This window comes from Pseudomonas sp. SMN5 (genome assembly GCF_052041925.1).
GTDB lineage: Bacteria > Pseudomonadota > Gammaproteobacteria > Pseudomonadales > Pseudomonadaceae > Aquipseudomonas.
Genome location: NZ_JBKGGX010000006.1, coordinates 218,254 through 239,993, shown reverse-complemented (window position 1 = coordinate 239,993; position 21,740 = coordinate 218,254). Strand labels below are relative to the sequence as shown.

General features: G+C 59.6%; 21 protein-coding genes and 1 pseudogene. 16 read left to right on the top strand and 6 right to left on the bottom strand.

Going from position 1 to position 21,740, the window contains the following annotated elements:
• Nucleotides 1-66 precede the first annotated feature (66 nt).
• From ACLEJR_RS08750 to ACLEJR_RS08735, 4 genes and pseudogenes are all read left to right on the top strand, one after another.
• Nucleotides 67-849, top strand: a pseudogene (locus ACLEJR_RS08750) (PAS domain-containing protein); the annotation flags it as partial.
• 108 nt (nucleotides 850-957) lie between these two features.
• Nucleotides 958-1,389, top strand: coding sequence for a methyl-accepting chemotaxis protein (locus tag ACLEJR_RS08745; RefSeq protein ID WP_373685103.1), 432 nt, complete (start codon nucleotides 958-960; stop codon nucleotides 1,387-1,389).
• Between the two features lie 92 nt (nucleotides 1,390-1,481).
• Nucleotides 1,482-2,036: a DUF2975 domain-containing protein gene (locus tag ACLEJR_RS08740; protein WP_440813327.1), complete on the top strand. Its 555-nt coding sequence runs from the start codon at nucleotides 1,482-1,484 to the stop codon at nucleotides 2,034-2,036.
• Between the two features lie 7 nt (nucleotides 2,037-2,043).
• A complete protein-coding gene (locus ACLEJR_RS08735) occupies nucleotides 2,044-2,277 on the top strand; it encodes a helix-turn-helix domain-containing protein (RefSeq protein WP_245140415.1) in 234 nt (77 codons plus the stop codon).
• Here the strand turns inward: ACLEJR_RS08735 and ggt are convergent.
• The 3 genes from ggt to ACLEJR_RS08720 all read right to left on the bottom strand — a co-directional run bounded on the left by ggt (nucleotide 2,259) and on the right by ACLEJR_RS08720 (nucleotide 7,917).
• Nucleotides 2,259-4,115: a gamma-glutamyltransferase gene (gene ggt, locus ACLEJR_RS08730; RefSeq protein WP_440813345.1), complete on the bottom strand. Its 1,857-nt coding sequence runs from the start codon at nucleotides 4,113-4,115 to the stop codon at nucleotides 2,259-2,261. The genes ACLEJR_RS08735 and ggt overlap by 19 nt on opposite strands.
• Nucleotides 4,116-4,255: 140 nt before the next feature.
• A complete protein-coding gene (locus tag ACLEJR_RS08725; protein ID WP_440813325.1) occupies nucleotides 4,256-6,691 on the bottom strand; it encodes a penicillin acylase family protein in 2,436 nt (811 codons plus the stop codon).
• The gene (locus ACLEJR_RS08720) at nucleotides 6,688-7,917 is read right to left on the bottom strand and encodes a cation:proton antiporter (protein WP_440813323.1); all 1,230 of its coding nucleotides are present in this window, start codon (nucleotides 7,915-7,917) and stop codon (nucleotides 6,688-6,690) included. The genes ACLEJR_RS08725 and ACLEJR_RS08720 overlap by 4 nt, the downstream gene beginning before the upstream one ends.
• A 223-nt stretch (nucleotides 7,918-8,140) precedes the next feature.
• On the opposite strand from ACLEJR_RS08720, the gene ACLEJR_RS08715 reads away from it, so the two are divergent.
• From ACLEJR_RS08715 to ACLEJR_RS08670, 10 genes are all read left to right on the top strand, one after another.
• Nucleotides 8,141-8,449, top strand: a complete 309-nt coding sequence (locus ACLEJR_RS08715) for a hypothetical protein (RefSeq protein WP_440791596.1) — start codon at nucleotides 8,141-8,143, stop codon at nucleotides 8,447-8,449.
• A gap of 26 nt (nucleotides 8,450-8,475) precedes the next feature.
• On the top strand, nucleotides 8,476-9,360 hold the full coding sequence (locus ACLEJR_RS08710; RefSeq protein WP_440791594.1) for a hypothetical protein: 885 nt from the start codon (nucleotides 8,476-8,478) through the stop codon (nucleotides 9,358-9,360).
• Between the two features lies 1 nt (nucleotide 9,361).
• Nucleotides 9,362-10,057: an SDR family NAD(P)-dependent oxidoreductase gene (locus ACLEJR_RS08705; protein ID WP_440791592.1), complete on the top strand. Its 696-nt coding sequence runs from the start codon at nucleotides 9,362-9,364 to the stop codon at nucleotides 10,055-10,057.
• Complete coding sequence (locus ACLEJR_RS08700; protein WP_440813321.1) at nucleotides 10,054-11,421, top strand: long-chain fatty acid--CoA ligase; 1,368 nt, start codon at nucleotides 10,054-10,056, stop codon at nucleotides 11,419-11,421. The genes ACLEJR_RS08705 and ACLEJR_RS08700 overlap by 4 nt, the downstream gene beginning before the upstream one ends.
• Nucleotides 11,418-12,038, top strand: a complete 621-nt coding sequence (locus ACLEJR_RS08695; protein ID WP_440791589.1) for a hypothetical protein — start codon at nucleotides 11,418-11,420, stop codon at nucleotides 12,036-12,038. The genes ACLEJR_RS08700 and ACLEJR_RS08695 overlap by 4 nt, the downstream gene beginning before the upstream one ends.
• 15 nt (nucleotides 12,039-12,053) lie before the next feature.
• Nucleotides 12,054-13,766 carry a chloramphenicol-biosynthetic FADH2-dependent halogenase CmlS gene (gene cmlS, locus ACLEJR_RS08690; protein WP_440791587.1) on the top strand — a complete coding sequence of 571 codons (1,713 nt, stop codon included), beginning with the start codon at nucleotides 12,054-12,056 and terminating at the stop codon, nucleotides 13,764-13,766.
• On the top strand, nucleotides 13,756-14,313 hold the full coding sequence (locus ACLEJR_RS08685) for an RBBP9/YdeN family alpha/beta hydrolase (protein WP_440791585.1): 558 nt from the start codon (nucleotides 13,756-13,758) through the stop codon (nucleotides 14,311-14,313). The genes cmlS and ACLEJR_RS08685 overlap by 11 nt, the downstream gene beginning before the upstream one ends.
• 201 nt (nucleotides 14,314-14,514) lie before the next feature.
• Complete coding sequence (locus ACLEJR_RS08680) at nucleotides 14,515-15,780, top strand: hypothetical protein (RefSeq protein WP_440813318.1); 1,266 nt, start codon at nucleotides 14,515-14,517, stop codon at nucleotides 15,778-15,780.
• Nucleotides 15,781-15,790: 10 nt separating this feature from the next.
• Entirely contained in the window at nucleotides 15,791-16,162 is a 372-nt protein-coding gene (locus ACLEJR_RS08675; protein WP_440791581.1) for a hypothetical protein, read from the top strand.
• A complete protein-coding gene (locus tag ACLEJR_RS08670) occupies nucleotides 16,159-16,857 on the top strand; it encodes a 4'-phosphopantetheinyl transferase family protein (RefSeq protein WP_440813315.1) in 699 nt (232 codons plus the stop codon). The genes ACLEJR_RS08675 and ACLEJR_RS08670 overlap by 4 nt, the downstream gene beginning before the upstream one ends.
• Here ACLEJR_RS08670 and ACLEJR_RS08665 read toward each other — a convergent pair.
• From ACLEJR_RS08665 to ACLEJR_RS08655, 3 genes are read right to left on the bottom strand one after another with little or no spacing between them, the layout of a single operon-like run.
• On the bottom strand, nucleotides 16,844-17,572 hold the full coding sequence (locus ACLEJR_RS08665; RefSeq protein ID WP_440813313.1) for a helix-turn-helix transcriptional regulator: 729 nt from the start codon (nucleotides 17,570-17,572) through the stop codon (nucleotides 16,844-16,846). The genes ACLEJR_RS08670 and ACLEJR_RS08665 overlap by 14 nt on opposite strands.
• Nucleotides 17,573-17,619: 47 nt before the next feature.
• Nucleotides 17,620-18,546, bottom strand: a complete 927-nt coding sequence (locus ACLEJR_RS08660) for a DMT family transporter (RefSeq protein ID WP_440813311.1) — start codon at nucleotides 18,544-18,546, stop codon at nucleotides 17,620-17,622.
• A complete protein-coding gene (locus ACLEJR_RS08655) occupies nucleotides 18,546-18,902 on the bottom strand; it encodes a hypothetical protein (protein WP_440813308.1) in 357 nt (118 codons plus the stop codon). Before ACLEJR_RS08655 ends, ACLEJR_RS08660 begins: the two co-directional genes overlap by 1 nt.
• Before the next feature lie 111 nt (nucleotides 18,903-19,013).
• Between ACLEJR_RS08655 and ACLEJR_RS08650 the strand changes: the two genes are divergently transcribed.
• Both ACLEJR_RS08650 and ACLEJR_RS08645 read left to right on the top strand, forming a co-directional pair.
• The gene (locus ACLEJR_RS08650) at nucleotides 19,014-19,928 is read left to right on the top strand and encodes a LysR substrate-binding domain-containing protein (RefSeq protein WP_440813305.1); all 915 of its coding nucleotides are present in this window, start codon (nucleotides 19,014-19,016) and stop codon (nucleotides 19,926-19,928) included.
• 322 nt (nucleotides 19,929-20,250) lie between these two features.
• Nucleotides 20,251-21,333 carry a Shedu immune nuclease family protein gene (locus ACLEJR_RS08645; RefSeq protein ID WP_440813302.1) on the top strand — a complete coding sequence of 361 codons (1,083 nt, stop codon included), beginning with the start codon at nucleotides 20,251-20,253 and terminating at the stop codon, nucleotides 21,331-21,333.
• The last annotated feature ends 407 nt before the right edge of the window (nucleotides 21,334-21,740 follow it).

Below are 21,740 nucleotides of genomic sequence, written 5' to 3'. Positions count from 1 at the left end.
TTAAGAAACAATCGACCGGGCCGATGGCAAGGGAACAGCCACTTACCACTCTCCTGCTGTCGGAGCATGTCCATGTTCAATACTCGCTTGAAGCAGGAGCTTTTGGCTCTTCGCCAGGAACTGTCGAGCCTCGTACAAGTAAAAGAAAGCCTGGACCGCGAAATGCTCGGTCTGACATTGGACGCCGATGGGCGGGTGCAGTCGGTCAACCAGAATTTCCTCGACGAAATGCACTACAAGAGTCAGGACTTGATTGGCCGGTCAGTCGAGGAACTGGTGCCTGCGTACCTGAGAACCAACGAATTCCAGCAACGTTTCAAAACCGCACTGACGCGCGGCGAGCATTTTTCCGGGGCCGTGCGCTTGATGCGCGGCAACGGCCAGGAGGCCTGGCTACGTTCGATCCTTCAGCCGGTGCGCAACGCCGACGGGCGCATTCGCTATTTCTCGATGTACTCCAACGACCTGACCCGCACGATCGAGAATTCCCGCGAGCACGAAAATCTCATTGGCGCCCTGGTGCGTTCGACGGCGGTCATCGAGTTCGACCTGGCCGGGCACGTACTGACGGCCAATGATCGCTTCCTCAATGCGATGGGCTACAGCCTGGCGCAGATCAAGGGCAAGCATCACCGTATGTTTTGCGAGCCTGAAGAGTACAACAGCGCCGCTTACCAACACTTCTGGAAGTGCCTGAACAGCGGCGAGTTCGTCGCTGGGCGCTTCAAGCGAATCGACAGCAACGGTCGTGAAGTGTGGCTGGAGGCATCCTACAACCCGGTACTCGATGCCAACGAGCGGCTATATAAAGTGGTGAAGTTCGCCACCAACATCACCGACCAGGTCAACCAGGAAAAAGCCGTTGCCGAAGCGGCCAACATTGCTTACAGCACCTCGATACACACCGATAACAGCGCCCAGCGCGGAACCACGGTGGTCACCCAGGCAGTGGATGTCATGCGCGACCTCGCCCGGCATATGCAGACCGCCGGCGAAGGCATCGAGGCGCTGAACGAGCAATCGCTGGTCATCGGCACCATCGTCAAGACCATCAGCGGCATTGCCGAGCAGACCAACCTGCTGGCGCTCAACGCCGCCATCGAAGCCGCCCGGGCCGGTGAGCAGGGGCGCGGCTTTGCGGTGGTCGCCGATGAAGTCCGGCAACTGGCGTCGCGTACCAGCCAGGCGACGGATGAAATCGTCGGTGTGGTCCGCCAGAACCAGGACATGGCCCGCAACGCCGTGGCCCTGATGACTGACGGCCAGCACCAGGCTGAACAGGGCCTTGCCCTGGCAGCCGAGGCGGGAACGGTGATCGTGGAGATTCAGGACGGCGCGAAAAAAGTTGTGGATGCGGTGAGTCAGTTTGCCAATCAACTGTCGACTTGAGTCAACTGTTATTGTCTTTTACATATTAATTATTGTTTTGCGATAATTTCAGGCCTATGTTTTGCGCTCCTATCGTTCAGTTGGAGCCTCACATGGGCACGAATCGTCTCGCTTTGTACAGCCAGCGCATGGCTGCCGTAACGCTTGTTCTCATCGTCGCGATGATGGGCATCAACGCAGCCGCCTGGCTCTTTCCCGGGTTTGCATCAGAGTACGGCCTGGGCTTTTCGCTGACCGAGCGCCAGCTGTCGAGCCTGTCCGATGGGGCACTGCGCCTGGCGGGTTGGCAGAGCCTGGGCGCGATCCTTCTCACCAGTATCCCGTTGCTTGCGCTGGCGGTCGGGCTGGCCAACTTGCGGCAGTTGTTCAAGCGCTATGCCCGTGGCCAGTATTTTTCCAGCGAAGCGGCGGTCTACCTGGGCCGGGCGGGCCATGCCGTCGCGTTGTGGGTGCTGCTGGATTTCCTGTGCGAGCCGCTGCTCAGCCTGCTGGTGACAATCAATGAGCCGGTGGGCCAGCGATTGATTACCCTCAGCATCACAGCGCCGTCCTTCGTCGCTTTGTTTCTCGCCGCCTGCATCGCGATCATTGCCCGGATCCTGTCCCAGGCCAGTGAAGTGGATTCAGAAAACCGGACCTTTGTTTGAGATACCCATGCCTATCGTGATCCAACTTGATGTGATGCTGGCGACGCGCAAGGTCAAGTCCAAGGACCTTGCCGCCGCCATCGGCATTACCGAAGCCAACCTTTCGCTGTTGAAGCAGGGCAAGGTCAAGGGCATTCGCCTGGCGACCCTCGAAGCCATTTGCAGCTACCTGCAATGCCAGCCTGCGGACCTGCTGGTTTACCAGCCCCAGGGCGAGCCGGATCAATCGCCCAGCGCTTGACCTTCACGCCGTGGGTCGGCCCCGCCGGCCAGTGAGGGTTTGCCTTGCGCGTCACGCACCCGGACGATTGCCTGGGTGCCGCTGGTCATATCGATCTCGCTCACGGCGTGGCCTTTATCTTTGAGCGCCTGGATCAGCGTCGGGCTGAACTGCCCTTGTTCCAGCTCGGTGGGGCCGTTGCGGCTGCCGAAGTTGGGGAGGTTGATAGCGGTTTGCGGGTCAAGGTTCCAGTCGAGCAGACCGATCACCGACTTGGCGACGTATTCGATGATTTGCGAACCACCCGGTGAACCGACCGTCGCCAGCAGTTCGCCGCTTTGGCGATCGAAGATCAGGGTCGGCGCCATGGAGGAACGCGGGCGCTTGCCGGGCTCTACGCGGTTGGCGACTTTTTGCCCGTTCTCTTCGGGAATGAAGGAGAAGTCGGTCAGCTGGTTGTTGAGCATGAAGCCCTGGACCATCAAGTGTGAACCAAATGCCGACTCTACGGTGGTGGTCATGGACACGGCACCGCCCAGGTCATCCACGGCCACCACTTGCGAGGTGGAGATGCGCAACGGCGAACGGTCCGGCGCATAAGCCACTTGCACACCCGGCGGCGTGCCCGGCTTGGCGACGCCCATGCTGCGCGGGCCGATCAGGGCGGCGCGGCTGGCCAGGTAACCGGCGTCGACCAGGCCTTTGACCGGGACGGGGACATAATCCGAGTCGGCGACGTATTGGGCGCGGTCGGCGTAGGCCAGGCGCTCGGCCTCGGCGATCAGGTGCACCGCTTCGGGCGCGGGTTCGAGGCCGGCGGGTTTATCGGTCTTGAGTGGCTTCAAGGGCGCGAGGGCCGCATGGCTGTCGCGCTGTTCCAGGCTTTGCAGTGTGCCGAGGATCTGCGCCACGGCGATCCCGCCCGAAGAGGGAGGCGCCATGCCGCAGACCTGCCAGCGCTTGTAGTCGGTGCATAACGGCGCGCGCTCCCGAGCGCTGTAGCTCTTGAGGTCGCTCAATGAAAGGCTGCCCGGGTTGGCATGCCCTTGCACCTTGGCGACGATCTCCTCGGCCACCGGTCCCTGGTACAACGCATCGGCGCCCTCATTGGCGATCCGTTTGAGCACGCCGGCCAGTGCGGGGTTCTTCAGCAGCGTGCCGACTGCTTTAGGGCTGCCATTGCTGTTAAGAAAATAGGCCGCCATGTCCGGCGAGCCCGGCAGGGACGGATCGGCGGCGATCATCGAATGCAGTCGGGGTGAGATCGCGAATCCCTGTTCGGCCAGCGTAATGGCCGGCTCGAACAGCGTCGCCCATTTGAGACGGCCGTGTTTGCGATGAGCCAGTTCCAGGGCGCGCATGACGCCCGGTGTTCCCACTGAACGACCGCCAATCTGTGCAGCAGTAAAGGGCATGGGTTTGCCATCCGCTTGCAGGAACAGCTTCTCGGTGGCTCCGGTCGGCGCGGTTTCGCGGCCGTCGTAAGTGCGCACCGCCTTGCCATCCCACAGCACGATGAACGCGCCGCCACCGATGCCGGATGATTGCGGCTCCACCAGCGTCAGCACGGCTTGCATCGCAATCGCCGCATCAATGGCCGAGCCGCCGCGCCGCAACATCTCCCGCCCGGCTTCGGCTGCCAGTGGGTTGGCTGCGGCAGCCATGTGTCTGGAGGCATGTTGGGTTTGCAGGTCGGTGCGATAGCCGGAAGCGATTTCCGGGGCGATAGGCAACGTGGGGATGACGGTGGAAGATGACGGTGTCTTACAGGCGGCGAGTGTCAGGGCGACAGCCAGCAGTGAAACGACTGACAGGCGATGAAGATTCGGTTTGAGGTCTGTAGGCACGTGTCGCTCCATCCGTGGCGTGGAATATAGCAGCCGACTGTAACGATGGGAGGGGTAGGGCGCAAACCGGAAGCCGAATTGTTCACGCGCCAGTCGGGTCCCGAGGGCGAGACAGCGCATGCCACGCCAACGTGCGGCGTGGCATGCAGAGCCTAAGGCGCAGGCGCCAACGTCAGGATACCTTGGGTGTGCCGGGCCACGTCCGCCGATGAAAGGTGCAAGGCCTGGTATTCGCCGCGCATGAAGGGCAGAACCTGATCCTCATAGTGACTGTTGAACGGAACGCCGCTCTGGCCCACTGGGAGTATGCCGAGCGCTTTGTCCGGCGTGGCCAGATCGATGACCCGTCGCGTCGAGGGACCGTAGGTCACCGACCAGGGCGCCGGACTCAGCGGTGCGGAGAAATTGTTCGGCACTTCGTGGCTCCCGGGGGCCGGGTAAGGGCCAGCGTTGAGCAGCGGCGCCAACCATTTCTGACTGCCAAGCGGATGCGCCTGCGTCAGTTGATGCACGTTGCCCCATTTCCACTGCGTCGGGTCATCACCCAGCGTGGCCCGCAGATGGGCGATGCTGGTGTTCCAGGCGCGAACGACCACGTCGGCTCGTGTCTGCACGTCCGGTTGTGTCCTGTCCTTCCACCAGGGCGAGTCCTCTTCGGCGACCAGACGCGGCAACGCAGCGTCCATTACGCGGGTGCTCAGCAGGTTCTGGAACATCACATCGCCCAGCTCATCGTGCAGGGCGCCATAGCTCAGGTCATAGTGAAACTGGGTGAACAGCGTGGCATCGATCGAGTCCAGCGGGTAGTCGCCCTGCCACTGCGCAAGCCCCTCCAGCCACTGGCGCTGACGCGGATCGGCAATCGTCGCACGCAGGATCGGCAGCACCGGTTGCAACACACGTTGGGCATAGTCGGTCTGGGTGTCGAGTTGCAGTCGGGTGCTTTTTTCGATGTTCCACTGATCGTCCCGGCCCAGTTGTCGGGTCAGGCGTCGACCTCGGTCGGGCAGGTTGTAATAACCCGGTATCGCCATGCCATCTGGCGAGACGGGCTGGGCGTTGGCGGAGACGATGTAGCCACTGGCCGGATTTTCTTCATGGGGGTTGGCGCTGAACGGGTAGTAGCCGTCTTTATCGGCCTCGCCGCTGCTGCCGTCGAGAATGAAATCCGCGGTGACCTGGGACGGGCGCCTGGGCAATCGCGCAGCGGCCCACCAGGCGATGTCGCCTTGGGCATTGGCGTACACCACGTTGAGTCCCGGAGCCTTGATCAATGACGCAGCCGTGCGAGCCTTGTCCAGCGTGTCAGCGCGGTTGAGCTGATAAAAGGCGTCCACCACCGGGTTGTCGCCGTCCAGGTATGACCACCAGAGAGCGATGGGCCGGCCAGGGGCATTGTCGCCCAGCGCATCATTGATGATCGGGCCGTGGGGGGAACGGCGCAGGCGCAGCATCACCGGTTCGGCACCACGCACCTCGATACGCTGCTGTTCTTCCTCCAGGGCGACCCAACGACCCTGATACCAGACTTCATCGGGGTTGTCGGGATTGGTGGTTTCGCCAATCAAGTCGATGTCATCGTTCTGGAACATGGTAAGGGTCCAGGCGAAGTCGTTGTTGTGCCCCAGCAGGGCGAATGGCACGAGGCTTTCGTAATCGCCGTAGAGTTCGAAACCGGGGGCGTTGAGGTGGGCTTCGTACCAAACCGAAGGTACGGAAAAACGGATATGCGGGTCACCGGCCAACAGCGGCTTGCCGCTTTGCGAGCGCCGGCCCGAGACGACCCAGGCGTTGCTGCCCTCCATTTGCGGCAGTCCGGAATGGTTCAACGCCTGTTCGCTGAGCTGCGCCAGGGCCGCCAACGATTGCCAGTCGGTGGCGGTCAGTGCCTGGTTCCCAAGGGCGCCTTCGGGATCCCAACTGCGATCGAAAATGGCCAGGTAGGGCGCACCCAGCGTGTCCCTGACGTAAGTCAGCAGGGGTTCGGTACGAAACGCAGCCGCGAAGCTGTAGGCCATGTAGCCGACCACGCTGTAGACGTCCTGGGCGGTGAATGGCCTCTTCTCAATACCGAGCAGGTCGAACTCCACAGGGCGTGGATTTTCCATCTGATAAGCGTTGATACCGTCCAGGTACGCCTGCAACGCCTGCCAGGTCGCGCTCTGATGATCGGCGTGCGCCACCTGCCAGTCGGCCTGTTCACGGATACGCAGGGTGCGGAACAGTTTGTCGGTGGGCAGCAACTTGCTGCCCAGTACGGCAGCCAATTCACCGCGGGCCAGGCGCCGGAGCATTTCCATCTGGAACAGCCGGTCCTGGGCATGTACGTAGCCCAAGGCGCGGTATGCGTCGGGCTCGTTGCCGGCAGTGATATGCGGTACGCCACGCTCATCGAACCGCACCTCGACGGGCGACTGTAGTCCAGGCAGGCTGGCCAGTCCTTGTCGCTGCGGCTGCTTGCCATAGAGATAGAGGACGATCACGACGGCACCGATCAGCAGTGCCGCCGCAACGAAGACGCCGATGCGCTTGAGCTTGCGTGCTTTCGCAACGGGCGCGAGGGGTCGGGGGATGTTGAGGGCAGTCATTGCACGCCCAGCCTTTGGCGAGCGTGACGCAACCGTTGCAGCAGGTTGAGCAGGGGACCGGTCATGACCGTGGTCACGACGGTCATGATGACAAAAAGGGTAAAGAGTTCTTTGCCGATAATGCCCAGGTCCAGGCCGATTTTCAGTACCACCAGTTCCATAAGGCCCCTGGCGTTCATCAATACACCGATGTCCATCGCGACCGGTGTCGAATAACCGGCGACGCGGGCACCCAATGCACCGCCCAATAGTTTGCCGACGATCGCCACCAGCAACACCAGGCCTAGCAGGCTTACACCGACGGTCGAAAACGTCGCCGCGGTGGTGTTGAGCCCGGCGAGGGCGAAGAAGCTGGGCATCAGCACGATGACCGCGATGTGCTCCACTCGCTCGACCAGCATGTTCAGCAGCCGTTGGTCTCGCGGCAGGCACGCGCCGAACAGAAAAGCACCGAACACTGCATGCACTTGCAGCCATTCGGTGATGCTGCCGTACATCAGCGCGCCGCACAGAAGTACCGCGAGCAACGTCAAGGTACGCCTGCCCTCAAGGTGGGCTATCCAGCGCCTCAATAAGGGACGCACGCACCAGAATGAGGCGCAGCACAGGGCGACCAGGCCACACAAGCGCAAAGCCAACTCCTGCCATTGGCGGTCCAGTTGCAGACTCATCGCGGTGATCGCCAGCAACACCCAGGCACAGACATCACTCACGGCGGCAGCCATCAGCGAGAGCGCACCGACCTCACTGTCGAGCATCCGTCGCTCCTTCAGAATGCGCGCCAGGACCGGGAACGCGGTGACCGAAAACAGCGTGGCAATGAACAGGTTGAAGCCCAGGTGGGGGGCGCCGGCAGGTGCGAAGGTATCGTAGAGAAGAGGGGCGATCGCAACGCCCAGAATGAAGGGCAGGGCAATGCTGCAACCGGCGATCAGCAACACTTTGCCGTGGGCGTAGGGAGTGTGCTGTTCAGGCATCCGGAATTCGGCTCCGACGACGAACATGAACAGCAGAATGCCAAGGTCGCTGAGTACCTTTAATTGTGTAACAGCGTCGCCCTTAAATAGTGCATGGTGGAAGTCGGGAAAGAAAAAACCAAGTACCAAAGGGCCCAATACAAACCCGGCGATCATCTCGCCAACCACTTCTGGTTGCCCTAGTCGTTTTAGAAAGGCACCCGCAACCTTGGCCGTTAATATTATAAAAACGATTTGCAAGAAGAGCATGGGGATACCTGTCCGGAGAGTTGAGGATGCGCCGCCACCGGGCTCTATATAGCGTGCTGGCAGATAGGCAACGGATGTTAGCGGAGCGTGCAGGGATAAAAAAACTACCAGATCTGGTAGTTTTTTTTGATGAGATGAACCTGTTAGATTTTCCTCGCTTCGTTGTTGTGCGGCTTGTTAGTCGTGCCCGACTCATGTTTTCCGATAATTCAGAAGGTCGATTATGAAAGACGCGATATTTACGATCATTCATCAAGCCCTGATTGAAGTTAATGCCACGCGTAAAGAAAAGATCGATTTGCAAAATATCGATACGTTGGCACTTTACGGTACTACTGGGGTGTTTGATTCCATGCAACTGGTCAGCTTTCTGGCTGCGGTGGAAGAAGGGTTGGACGACGAGCTGGATATTGAGATTTCGTTGACGTCGGAAAAAGCGGTGTCACAGACCGTCAGCCCGTTCAGCAGCGTTGCCTGCCTGATTGATTTCATTGTCGCCGAGCAGCAGGTTCCTCAACTGGCCTCTGCCTGAATGAACGCCACGCAGGGAGCATTGACGTGAACGTGACGGTTCGTAAAGCACTCAGCAGTGACATGTATCCGGTGTGCAAGCTGTTGCGCGAGTCCACCTTGAACTCCAACTGGATAGGCGTAAACGTGCGCAAGCGCATGTTTGCCGATATCTGGTCCGGGGGGGAGGATTACTTCGGCTATGTGATGCTCGATGACGACGTGGTGGTGGGTTTTCTCGGTTTGCTGTTTACCACCCAGCCCTGTAACGGGCAGCAGCGCTTCTGCGAACTGCACAGTTGGTACGTGCAGGCCGAGTACCGCAAGGAAAGCCTGAAACTCCTGTTGCCGGTACTGTCGATGCGCAAAGTCACGCTGCTCAACTATACGCCCACGCCCGACGTGTATGAGATCAGCAAGAAGTTCGGGTTTATCGACCTGGAAACCGAGCTGTTGCTGATGTATCCCGTACCCAATCCGCTGAAGATGCGTCGGCGCTATCGCCTGGAAACCGATGTCCATCGGGTCGTGGGCTGGCTGAATGAGCAGGAAAGTGTGGTCTTTCGGGACCACGCCGGGCTTGAGTGCCGGCATTTGATGATCGTCGATACGCTGACAGGCGAGTCCTGCTACCTGATTGTCAAGCGCATGACCCGGCGCTGGTTCGAGCCGATCGGTCGGGTGCTGTTCATCGGCAACCCGCAGTTGTTTGCACGCAGTCTCGACAGTTGGCGATTGTCCTTGTGCCTGCAAATGCGTGTTCAGTGCCTGGTGAGTAATGCGGCGGAACTGGCAGGGTATCCCCTGAGCGGTGTGCGATTGATCAAGCGCGAAGTCCCGTCATTGGTAAAACCTGCTTCGGGCAGTTCGGCAAGTGCATCGATAAAACCGTTGTACAGCCTGCCGTTACTCATCGGATATAAGTTGCATTGATATGATTATATTGTTGACGGGCACCCGCAAAGGCGTCGGTAAAGAAGCGGCGTTGTATTTTCTTGAACAGGGCCACGTAGTCATCGGTTGCAGTCGCGGTGCAGGTTCGATTGAGCATGAGCGCTACACGCACTTTTGCCTGGATTTGAATGACGCCAGTGCAGTCAGGAAAATGATCAAGCATATTCGCTTGAATCATGCGCAACTGGATGTGCTCATCAATAACGCCGGTGAAGCGAATATGGCTCCTTTTCAATTGACGCCTGCCGAGACGGTCCAGGGTTTATTTGCAAGTAACGTATTCGGCTTGATGAATGTTACCCGCGAAGCCGTCAAGTTAATGCAGAAGAACGAGCACCCCGGGGTCATTGTGAATATATCTACCGTGGCGACCCATTGGGCCATTCCAGGCCAATCGATATATGCCGCCAGCAAAGCCGCCGTCGAACAGCTGACCCGAACGTTGAGCAAGGAACTTTCGGTTTTTGGCATTCGCATCAATAACCTGGTGTTACCGCTGTACCGAAGCTCTTTGACCCGCACACTTCCTCAAGAGATCAGACAAAAGATGATCGAGCGCCAGACGATAGCCAGGCCCTGTGTGTTTGCCGACTTGATCGGCCCATTGAAGTTTCTTGTCTCCAGCCAATCGGCTTTTGTGACGGGTGAAACCCTCAGCCTGGGAGGTGTGCAATGAGTCGTGATGCCTTACTGGCAACGCTGGCCGAACCGGGGCAGCGCGAGGCGCTGTTGCACGGCGAGCAGCAGTGCACTTACAACGATCTGCATGCCAGGGTGCAGCAGTGCCTGGCCTGGCTGATCGACCATGGCGTCAAACCGGGGGATGCGGTCATCCTCAATGGTGACTACAGCGTCTCTGCCGTCGCTGCGCTGCTGGCCTTGTACCTGAACCGCAATATTGTGGCGCCGCTGGTCGATCTCAGTGAGCGTGCCCTGCAAACCCTACAAGGTGCCGCGCGGTGTCAGCATCGGATCGAGATCGTCGACGATGGCTGGGTGCATCACCCGCTGGCGCAACCGGTCGTCGACGAAAGCCCTGAATACTACAACGCGTTGCGGGAGAGGGGCCGCGCGGGCCTGGTGTTGCTGAGCAGCGGCAGTACCGGCGCGCCCAAGGCGATCCTGCATGACCTGGATGACCTGATCGACACCAAGCTGGGCAAGGAGCGCAAGAAGCCTCTTTCGATCCTGATGTTCCTGTTGTTCGACCACATCGGCGGCTTGAACTCCTTGCTCAACACACTGGTGGTGGGCGGTTGCGCGGTGATGCCGATCGATCGGGCCCCCGAATCGATCTGTGCGTTGGTCGCCCGGCATGGGGTGAAGGTACTGCCCGTCAGCCCTACCTTTCTCAACCTGATCCTGATGGGGCGACATCACGAGCAGCATGATCTGTCCTCGGTACGGCTGATCACCTATGGCACCGAGAGCATGCAGCAAAGCCTGCTCAAACGGGTCCAGCAGGCGTTTCCCAAGGCCAAGATGCTGCAGACCTTCGGCACCAGTGAAACGGGCATCAGCGCCACGGTCAGCCAGTCCTCGGGCAGCACCTTTTTCAAGCTGGCCGATGCGAACACTCAGTACCGCATTATCGATGGCGAGTTGCAGCTCAAGACCCGCAGCCAGTTTGTCGGCTATCTGAACCAGGACACCGATAACGTCACCGAAGATGGCTGGTTCCGTACCGGTGACCTGGTGGAGCAGAACGAAGAGGGTTATCTGCGGATCCAGGGACGGCAAAAGGAGCTGATCAACGTCGGAGGGCTCAAGGTGCTTCCCACCGAAATCGAAGACGTGATGCTGCGCAGCTCGCTGATCGACGATTGTGTGGTGTACGGCGTGCCGAATGCGATCACCGGCCAGGCTGTACACATGGATGTCATGGCCACCGGCGTGGAGAGCAAGAAAGCCCTCAAACAGCATGTGCTGGAGCACCTGGGCAGTTGTCTGGAGGCCTACAAATTGCCCGTCAAAGTCAACAAGGTCGACGAAATCGCCTTTTCCAATCGGTTCAAGAAAACCCGGGCGGTGCTTTCATGAGCGATATCGTAATCCTAGGCGCTGGGCGTTTCGCCCTGGAACTGGCGACCTACCTGCAAGATATCGAGCCGTCGGCAGTGGTGCGTCACCTGATCGTGCCGGATGAGGCCGGGGGCGATGCTGCTCCCGCCGCGCCATGGCCCGCCCAGGGCCTGGACCCGCGTTATCGCTACGTTCTGGGCGTGGCCGATGTTGCCCTGCGCCAGCAGTTGATCGACACGTACTTCAGCGATGACCGCTTGTTGGCGCCCAATTTCATTCACCCCAGCGTCCGTCACCGGTTGGACCTGCGCGCCAGCCGCGGCAATGTCATCGCCGCCGACTGCCATATCGGTGTCAACACCCGGATCGGCTCCTGGAACATGATCAATTACCACTGCAGCGTGGGCCACCACTCACAGTTGGGCGACAACAACTTCCTGTCACCGCATTTCAATGCCGGTAACAGCGTGACCCTCGGTAATCGCTGCTTCATCGGGCTCAGTACCGTGGTCACGCCCCAGACGGTGATTGAAGACGATGTAACGATCCAGGCCGGTTGCACCCTCAGCGAGTGCATCCCGGCGCATTCGCACTGCACATCCACGGCCCGCCAGAAAATCCTTCAACTGGTCTAAAGGAGTAGTACCCGCATGAACAAGTCTGCACACGTCATTATCATGGGCGGTGGTCCAGCTGGCAGCATTGCAGCGTTGACCTTGCAAAAACTTGGACACCAGGTGACGGTGTTCGAAAAAGAGAAGTTCCCGCGTTATCGCGTAGGCGAGTCCTTCTTGCCTGGGACATTGTCGATCCTGCACCGCCTCGGGTTGAGCGACAAGATTGCGCAGGCCGGCTACGTGCTCAAGCCCTCGGCCACCTTTCTGTGGGGCAAGACCGAAGCGCCGTGGACCTTCTCCTTCACCACGCCCAAGACCGAGGACTGGGTGTTCGACCACGCCATTCAGGTTTTGCGCTCGGACTTTGACCAGATGCTGCTCGACACCTGCCGTGAGCGCGGCGTGCGCGTGTTCGAGGAGGCCGCCGTCATCGATGTGGATACCGAGCAAGCCGACAAAGTCAGCGTGATGGTACGGCACAAGGACGAGACCAGCGAATTCACGGCCGACTACCTGATCGACGCCTCGGGCAGCAACAGCCCGCTGGTGCGCAAGCTGGATCTGCGTGAGTACGACGAATTCTACAAAAGCGTGGCCTTGTGGTCGTACTTCAAGACCCCGGATCCGTTCAAGAACGACCTCAATGGCACCACGTTTTCGATTACCTTCGAGGATGGCTGGATCTGGATGATCCCGCTCAAGGACGGTGTCTACAGCGTGGGCACCATTGTCGACCAGAGCAAGCTGGCCGATATCAAGGCCATGGGACTCAATGCTTTCTATGACAAGACCCTGGCCAAGAGCGAGCGAGCCTTGTCGATCCTCAACGGTGTGGAACGTTGCGAGGATGTGAAGCTGGTGCGCGATTGGTCCTACGAAACCAAATACTTTTCCCGTAACCGCTTTTTCCTGTGTGGCGATTCGGCCTGCTTCACCGACCCATTGTTCTCCCAAGGTGTGCACCTGGCCTCGCAGTCGGCGGTCAGCGCCGCCAGCAGCATTGACTACCTGATGCAGCACCCGGAGCAGAACGAGAAGGTGCACGCCTGGTACAACCGCAGCTACAGCGAGACCTACAACCAGTACCACGAGTTTCTGGCGTCCTTCTACACATTTGCCTCGTTCACTGAGCCGGAATCCGAGTTCTGGACCAAGCGTCGGATCAGCGAGTCGGCCGACGAACGTTTGAAGCGCAAGGAATGGTTCGAGCAATTGGTCAACGGGGAAAAGCAGAACCGCCCGCAGATCGGCGACTTCAAGGACCGCGCCTCCACCATGATCGCCATCGGCCGGCACCAGCGTAATGAATTGACCGACGAGTTCATGGATGCCGAGCTGAACCCGGCTCGCGTGCGCTGGATCTCCGACCTGACCAAGCAACTGAACCGCATCGTCAGCTTCAGCTGGCTGGGCGACCGGGTCGAGACTGCCGATTACTTCAAGATCGAGCCGCTGAGCTTCAAGCTGAGTCTCAAGCGGATCCTGTCCAACGGGGCCGGCAAGGACATGACCAAGTACACCGTGAGCGAAGCCCTGGTGCAGCTGTTCAAGGACCTCAACGAACAGCAATTCGGCTACAAGGAGTTGATGGTGCGCCTCAACGAAGTGGGGGAGGTGAACTCCTCGCAGTTCGTGATCCGGTTGATGGAGGCCGGTTTGCTCGATGGATTCGACAAACATGGGCAACGAGTGCTGGTGCAGGATCGCCTGCGTTTCGATGGGGTAGGTGTCGAATATGAAGTTTGACGAGGGGTTCAGCTGGCTGTTCCTGGCGGGCGTCGGCAACTCCGGCGACAACCACTGGCAGCGGCATTGGGAGACCGAGCATCCCGATTCATTGTGGCTGGAGCACCGTGACTGGGATAACCCGGACTGCGAGGAGTGGGTCGCGGATTTGCAGGCGCTGTTGTCCGGCCAGCAGCGCCCGGTGGTCGTGGTCGCCCATAGCCTGGGGTGCCTGTTGCTGCTGGAGTGGGCGGCGCGACATCGATCGGATCGGGTGCGCGGGGCGTTCCTGGTCGCGGTGCCGGACCCCAATGGTCAGCAGTTCCCGGAGCAGGCCCGCGGCTTCCGACCGGCTGACCAGCTGAGCGTCGACTTTCCGGTCACGGTGATCACCAGCCAGAACGATCCCTACGGGGACCTTGATTACGTTCAACGCAGCGCCCGCCAGCTGGGTTGCGGCTGCACCAACCTGGGCGAGCTGGGCCACATCAATGGGAAGTCGCAGTTGGGGTACTGGGATCAGGGCTACAACCTCCTGCAATCCTTTGCCCGGTCACTGAGTCACTGAGTCACGATCGCACACAGGCTGCCCACGGCGGCCTGTGCTTCTTAAAGCCATCAGGACGATGCTATGTCAGCTAATGCCGTGTCTGTGCTGCCGGGCAATGAGCTTGGAGCCGCATTATCGCCATTGATTCGAGGGGTTGCGCAGGGACAGTGCCACCGTATGCCGGTGCACGCGCGATTTGAAGGGCACAATGTGCCGGCCATGTTGGCGGTCCAGGACGAGGCCCATTGCGTACTTGAACTGCCGGCCGGCGTCTACGGCACCAACCCCGAGCCTTTCACCGTGGCACTGTGTTTCGAGCAGTGCCTGCATCGTCCGCAGGTGCCGGTGAACCTGCAGGGTCGGTGGTCTGGCAATGACCGATTCTGTCTGGAGCTGGTGAGTTGCGGCGCCAGGCCCGCGTATCTCAACGAGCGCGATCGCGCCGACGCGTCACTCAGGGCTGCGGCGCGAAGCCCTGTGCTGTTCAATCGTCGCCTGACCGTACAGTTGCATTACCTCAGCCCACTCAACGGCGTATTCGAGGTGCTGGACCGAGATGTAGTGATCGTGCCGGGCATGGATCTGGAACTGCAGTTCAATTGCCCGTGGAGTGGCCCGGCCATGGTGCGGGTGCAGGTCCTGGGACGTTACGAGGACCAGGGCCGCTTCCTCTGTCATTTCCGGATGCTGGACAAAGCCTCGAGCACTGCCGCAGCGTTGATGCTGCTGTGCCAGCGCCGGCACTTTTCCTTCGACAGCCTGCCTGTGGCGCTCCGCAAGAGTCCGGCCATCGGTCGCCTGATCCATGTCGCGATTATCGAAGGGACCGGCGCCATGGACGACCTGCTGACGTGCCGCCTGGCTGCCAACCGCCACTACGGTCGGCTGGAGGACGTGCAGGATCCGCGAGTCTTGTGGGATGAATGGGACCCTTTCGCCATTCAGGTCAGCGCGCGGCTGGGCAACAAATGTGTGGGGGCGGGGCGTGTAGTCGTCAACAGCGGCCATCGTGAACGCTGCGAGATCGAAATGTCGACGCCCTTGCCGCAATGGCTGTGGACGGCGGGCTTTGTCGAGATGTCCCGGGTCGCCATTCTGCCCGAGTACGCCGGGCACCACGTGATGCTGGCGCTGCTGCGCGAGCTGGGCAGGATTACCCTGCATTTGCAGAGTCGGTACATTGTGCTGGACGCCATCGATATCCTGGTGCCGATCTACACGCGATTAGGGGCGCAATGCCTGCCGATCAGCAAGAAACATCCGTACAGCGGGGAAACCGTGCGTGTGATGTATTTCGACGTCGGCCGTCTTCTGAGCAGTCTCGACTGGCACCTGCCCCAGTGGCTGTATGTGTTCGGGCCGACCATCGGGCACAGCGTGCATCGCCAGCACATTACCCGGCTCGCCGCTCAATATCAGGTGTCGGCTGCGGGGATACGAGTCAAGCGGGGGATTGCGCGTGCGCTCAAGAAACTCATGGGTTGATCCCTCGGTCGTGAGGCTTGTCAGCTCCACCGCGTCGGCCACCCTGTATGCCGGTTGGGTGGCATTCTGCGCCCGTCAGTTGCCCTGGACGGCCATGGCGCAATCGGCCCTGGCGCAGTGGTTGCTCAGTTTCGCGGCGACTTTTGCGTTCTCGGCATTTATCAGCCGCCGGATCGGCAACAGTCCGCGCCAGGCCGTGGCGGTGCGAGTGGCCGCGTGCGCAATGTCGATCTACGCAGCTGTGCTATTGAGCGTACACATGATGATCGGCACGCCGAACCCGTTGCTGACCCTGCTCCCGGTGTTGGGCCTGGCGGGAGCCTACGCCCTGTTCTACGCCCGGTTACAGGTCCGCCACAATGCGCGTGCGCAATCGGCATGAGCGCGTTGCAGTTGGTTGCCTTCCCGGTCCATGCGCAGGCGGATGCCGCTTGGCATGCCCTGCTTGACGAGCAGCAGAGGCGACACGCCGCGACCTTGGGCGAGCGTCAGAGAGTTCGTTACATCAACGCACGCATTGCCCTGCGCCTGACGGTGGCCGGGCTTGTGCAGTGCGACCCGCGACGAGTGGTGATCGAACAGCTGGCATCGGGACAATTGCGCATCTGCACCCAGCCACCGTTATTCGCCAGTGTGACGTATGCACAGCAGCTGGGCCTGTTGGCCCTGGGGTCGTCCCGTCTGGGCCTGGATTACGAGGACGGTGCCGCCCCGGTCTTCTGGTGCAGTGCGGTGCGTCGATATTTTTGTGAGAGTGAGCGTCGCTGGCTCCAGAGTCGCGATGAAAGTACGCGGGAAGCGGACTTTGTGTGGTTGTGGACCCGGCGCGAGAGTCTGCTCAAATACCGGGGCAGCGGGATACGGGGTGATACGCGGTGCTTATGTCGCCCTGGAGATGCCGCGCCTGCCCAGCGCAGTTTCAATCTGGCCGGAGGGGTTGGGACACTCACCGGTGAGGTGCTCACAACCGATTTGTCACCTTCACGGATGGCCCTGTGCGGTGAGTGGTCGCCGGAACTCGATTTCAGCTGGCGCCAGGCGCCAGTCCGGATGCCTTGCTGCGTCAGATCTGAATGAGCTGCATCGACAGCGCCTGGACAACGGCAGCGCTGCGTGTCGTCACGCTGAACTTTCGTCGGATGTTCTTGAAGTGATAATCCACGTTGGCTTCCGAACAGCAGCAGATATTCGAGATCTCCCAACTGGTCTTGCCAAAGGCACCCCAGCGCAGTATTTCCTTTTCACGCTGGGTCAACTTGACCTGGGTGGCGGGCGCTGGCGGAACCATCAGGGTCAAGGCGGCTTGAAGAGCTGCGTCCCTGAGTATCGATAGCGTACCCATATGGTGTCTGATCGTCGCTTGCGCCTGATCAGCGTCATGTGCCTGGAGGTTGAGGCCCAATGTGCCGAACTGACCTTGCGGGCCGTGCAGGGCGAAGGTGACGCCATGTTCCAGCCCTTGCGCGACGGCCAGCGCCCGCAGGCTGTGTTGCTGCGGTGAGCTATACAGCCGCTCGGTCCAGACGATGGGCGTGACGTTATGCATGCAGTGCAACATCACCGGGTCGATCCTGACGTAGCCTGCCTGTTCGTAAGCCTCATGCCAGGCTTGTGGGTAATCGCCGATGACCAACTCGTTGCGCTCCGGTACGTTCCTGCCTGGCTTGAGGCGCAGCTCATAACGGTCAAAGCCCAACTGCAGGATCGGTTCTTTCAAGCGATCGAACAGTTCGCTGTTGGTCGAGATGCGGGGGCCGTCGAGAAGGGGCTCAAGCGCTTGCGATACCATCATTCATTTCCTTTTCAATGATTGCCGGCTCAAGCATCGCAGGATGCGGATCAACGGTTCATCAGCCAGATCGAAGCCGCGACCAACAGACCTCCAATGCATTGCCAGACGGAGAGTTGGATATCCAGTACGACCCAGGACAGCAGCACCGCGAACATCGGCGCCAGGAACAGCCAGCCGCTGATGCTGGTGGCGTCCGCTCGTTTCAGCGCGACGAACCACAGCCCGAACGAGCCGGTCGAGGCCGGTATGGCCAGCCAGGCAAACCAGCCCCACTGCTGGATCGAGAGGTGGTCGGGCCAGTGCTCGCCGGCCACGAGGGCGCAGGCGAGCGCCCCCAGGGCACCGATGAACAGTTGCCAGAAACTCAAGGTCCACGTCCCGACCGGCACCGGGTTGCGCTTGATGATCAGCGTCGCGGTGGCCCAACTGACGGCAGCGCCCAAGCCCAGGGTGACGCCAATCCAGGCGCCAGGCTGTGGGTCTTTTGCAAAGTCAGCGCCAATGGCCAGCGCTACGCCGATCAAGCCTGTAACCAAGCCCGACAGGCGGTTGGCCTTGAGCGGCTGCGCGAAGAACAGCCGGTTACCCACCGCGACCCACACGGGGTTGGTGAAAAGCAGGATCGCGGCGGTGGAGGCTGAGACGGTGCGCATTGCCAGGAACAGCAGGCTCATCACAGCCGTGGTCTGGGTGAGGCCGATGATGGCCATCACCAGCACCTGGCGGGCGTCCAAGTGGCGCGGAAGCAGGTTGGCACGCCAGGAACCGCCTTGCATCAGCACCAGCGGCAGGGTTGCCAGCGCGGCCAGGAAGAACCGCCAGCCCACCAGCATCAATGGATCGAATCCCTGATCGAGCAATATCTTGCCCGACACGAAACTTGAGCCCATCAAAAACGTGGACGCCAGGATCGTGACAGCGAAACCCACGCGGCCAGGGGCGGCGGTTGCCTCCCCTGCGGCAGACAGGGCCATCAGTAGATTTCAATCCGCAGCGGCTGGACCCGGCTCGGCAACAGCGGTGCGATGCACCTTTGGCCCAAGCGCCTGATGGTTTCCTGCCGTGCCGGCGCCAAGGCAAGCTGCAGCACCCCGGTGCCGTCGATCAGCGCTTTGCCGGCGCTCAGCCTGAGGGTCTGGCTCTGCTCCAGGAATATGTCGCGACCTTCCCAGCTCACCCAATGACTGCCGCTCAGGGCGTGAGCAATGATGTCCTGGCGCAAGTGCAACGACATCAGCTCGGTCGGGCGAAGGTAGATGTAGACCCAGTCCGGCTCGCCGTCGGATGCCCCCCGGGAATCGGCACTGAAAGAGACCGTTAACGTACGCACTCTGGTCATCCTTCTGAAAAATCCATTGGAAATACATCTGTGCTTACATTAAAGGGCTGATTTCTGTAAAAACATCAGTAATTTCTTGGAGTAATGGTTAGCGAGGCTTACATGTCGGTGATCCCTCCCCTCAGTTGTCTGCGCAGTTTCGAAGCCGTCAGCCGCTTGTCCAGCGTCACCCTGGCGGCGACGGAGCTGCACGTCACTCACTCGGCGGTCAGCCAGCAGCTCAAGGTGCTGGAAGAAATGCTGGGTGTGACACTGTTCGTGCGCGAAGGGCGTACCTTGCGCATCACTGAAGACGGTCGGTTGTACTCGTTGCAGGTGCGTGAGTCGTTGAAAAACATCGCCGATGCGACTCGCCAGGTCAAAGCGCAGCCCAAGGCTTCGGAGCTGGTGGTGGCGGTCATGCCTTCCTTCGGCTTCTCCTGGCTGTTGCCGCGCATCGGTCGATTCCAGGCACGTTATCCGCACATCACGGTGCGTCTGCAGGCCAGTCTCACCGTGACCAACCTGGCGCAGGAGGCGGTGGACGTCAGTGTGCGTATGGGGCGGGGCGACTGGGAACAGGTGCAAAAACAGCTGTTGTTTCACGATGAAATGATCGTCGTCGCTTCCCCGGGCTTCAATGGCGGACAGTTACCGCAAACGCCGGCGCAGATTGTCGCCAGCCCGATCATTTTCACCATGGACTCCTGGCAGCCCTGGTGCGAGGCGGCGGGGCTGGACACCGAAGTTACGCGCAAGGGGCTGTGCAGCAACGATTCGAATCTGGTGCTGGAGGCCGTGCGACTCAAGCAGGGGGTCGCGCTGGTGCGTCGCAGCCTGGTGCACGACGCGATCGGGCGTGGTGAACTGGTGCAACTGAGCAAGTATGCGGTGCCCTATGCCTACCCGTATTGGCTGGTGCTGCCGGACCGCGAGCGCGTCGAGGCCAAGCGGCAGCAGTTTGCCGAATGGCTGGGGGAAGAGGTCGAATCGTATCTGCGAGAGCTCAGTCAGGTATGTCGACTGCCTGGCTGTTGAGGGGACCTTTTTCGAGGCATAAAAAAACGGCTTATCGTTCGATAAGCCGTTTTTAGTACTTGGTGGTACACAGTCATTTGAACTGGATCTGTAAGCTGCTGTAAATAAAGGGCTTAAGGTTGATCTTGTAAGTTAGGCATACATGTGGGCATACAGGCAGCATATTTCTGGCCCACTGCCCTTCTTGGTATTTCCCGGTTGGTAAAGCACCAGCAGATGGTTAGTGGCGTATTCCCATTAGGGCCAGATATCCTCATCACCAAGGTTGTAGCTATCTCTTATGCACGTTTCTCATCTATCTGGAAATTAGAAAGGAAGCTAAATGAAGATTATCGATATCGTACACAACTACCCTGATGGGGGACGAGGGTTAGACCGTGGTCTGTGTCGGGTGAGATCTTTCGTGACAGGCGCGGGCACTGTTGTACTGCTTACCGAGCTGGATCGAAAAAACGACGGCATGTCAGTCAGCAACGCGGTCGAGCGGATAATCCCATCTCTTCAAAATTTGGGCATCGTCCTGGGGCCGGCTATTTACATTGACCATGATGAAGGTAAGGACCCCCTTGGTGACAGGTTTGAAATTGTGAGTCTGAGCTCTCTACGAGGAGCGCAGTGGAAACCCATAAGTCGACTGGCAGCATTGGAGCTGTTGGGATGTGCACCCGAGGAGCTTGACGAACGAAGCGAGCAAAACCATAGGATCATTTATCGAGCGGATCAACTGCGCTATTCACGTGACCCATTCATCGACTCTCCTTGGCAGCAAAGTCAATCGACCATCAAACGGCGCCTCGAAATAGCAGAGGCAATGGTTTCCAAAGCGGAGATTGAAGAGCTAATTGGCACCAGAGCGGGAGAGCGAGAGATTCAACATCTTTTGAAGCGGGACCTCTCTATTTTCGGTGAGGCCTATGCCAAGCCTGATGATGAGTACATTTGCTTTGCAGAGTTTCCAGTCGGTGATGGGCAAGTGGACTTTGTTGTTTTTACGGGGCGATCTCGCATGGATGTGATTCTAGTAGAGGTGAAGGGGGCGAATTTCAACCTGCTAAATGCTGACCACTACAAGGCATTCAACCACAAAATAAATCAAGCTGCGGCTCAGATCAGGGATCGAATCAGCCATATCTACAAGGGCGGTTCATCTTTTAGAGATCATGTTCATTCTCTTAGAGAGCGGGCGGAGAGGGGGGAGCATGTCTACGGCGCATTTGTTGGACCGTACGGTAGGCTTCAGGTTGATCCTCAGAAGGAAATCAATATCCGGACGGTCCTCATAGGCGGGAGGACTGTGGATGATCGCTTGGAGAGCGATAAGAGGTACGCCTTCGAACGTGACATGGTACCGCCGATTCGCGTGGAGTCCTGGGATACCTGGTTACGCAGGCTCCAGCGACCCTGATTGCAATAGCTCCTCCATCGGCCTCCGAAAGTCGCTGGGGACCCTGAGGAATTTACAAGTATACGGGGTAGGAAACCCGCGGGATCTTGGTAGCGACAGAGATTGCAGCTTACTGAAATTTCAACGTTGAAATTGAAAGGATCCTGACGAAAAAAGGGATCGTCACCGCAACGGTAAGGTGAGCCATTGTGTTGTTGATAGCGAACGGTTGAACCCGGTCAACCTTGGGTATGCTGTCAACCTGTCAACCGACGTAGAAAACTCAGTCGCTAACACGAAGCTGCGAGTTCTTTTGCCCGGATCGTTTAGGAATGCCTAGGGTCCCGGCGGCGTCTTAACCCCCGTGGAGCCCTGTCGAACTGAGTGTTCACCGGTTCGCTAAGCTGGGCCCTTGTTCGCTAATAAGG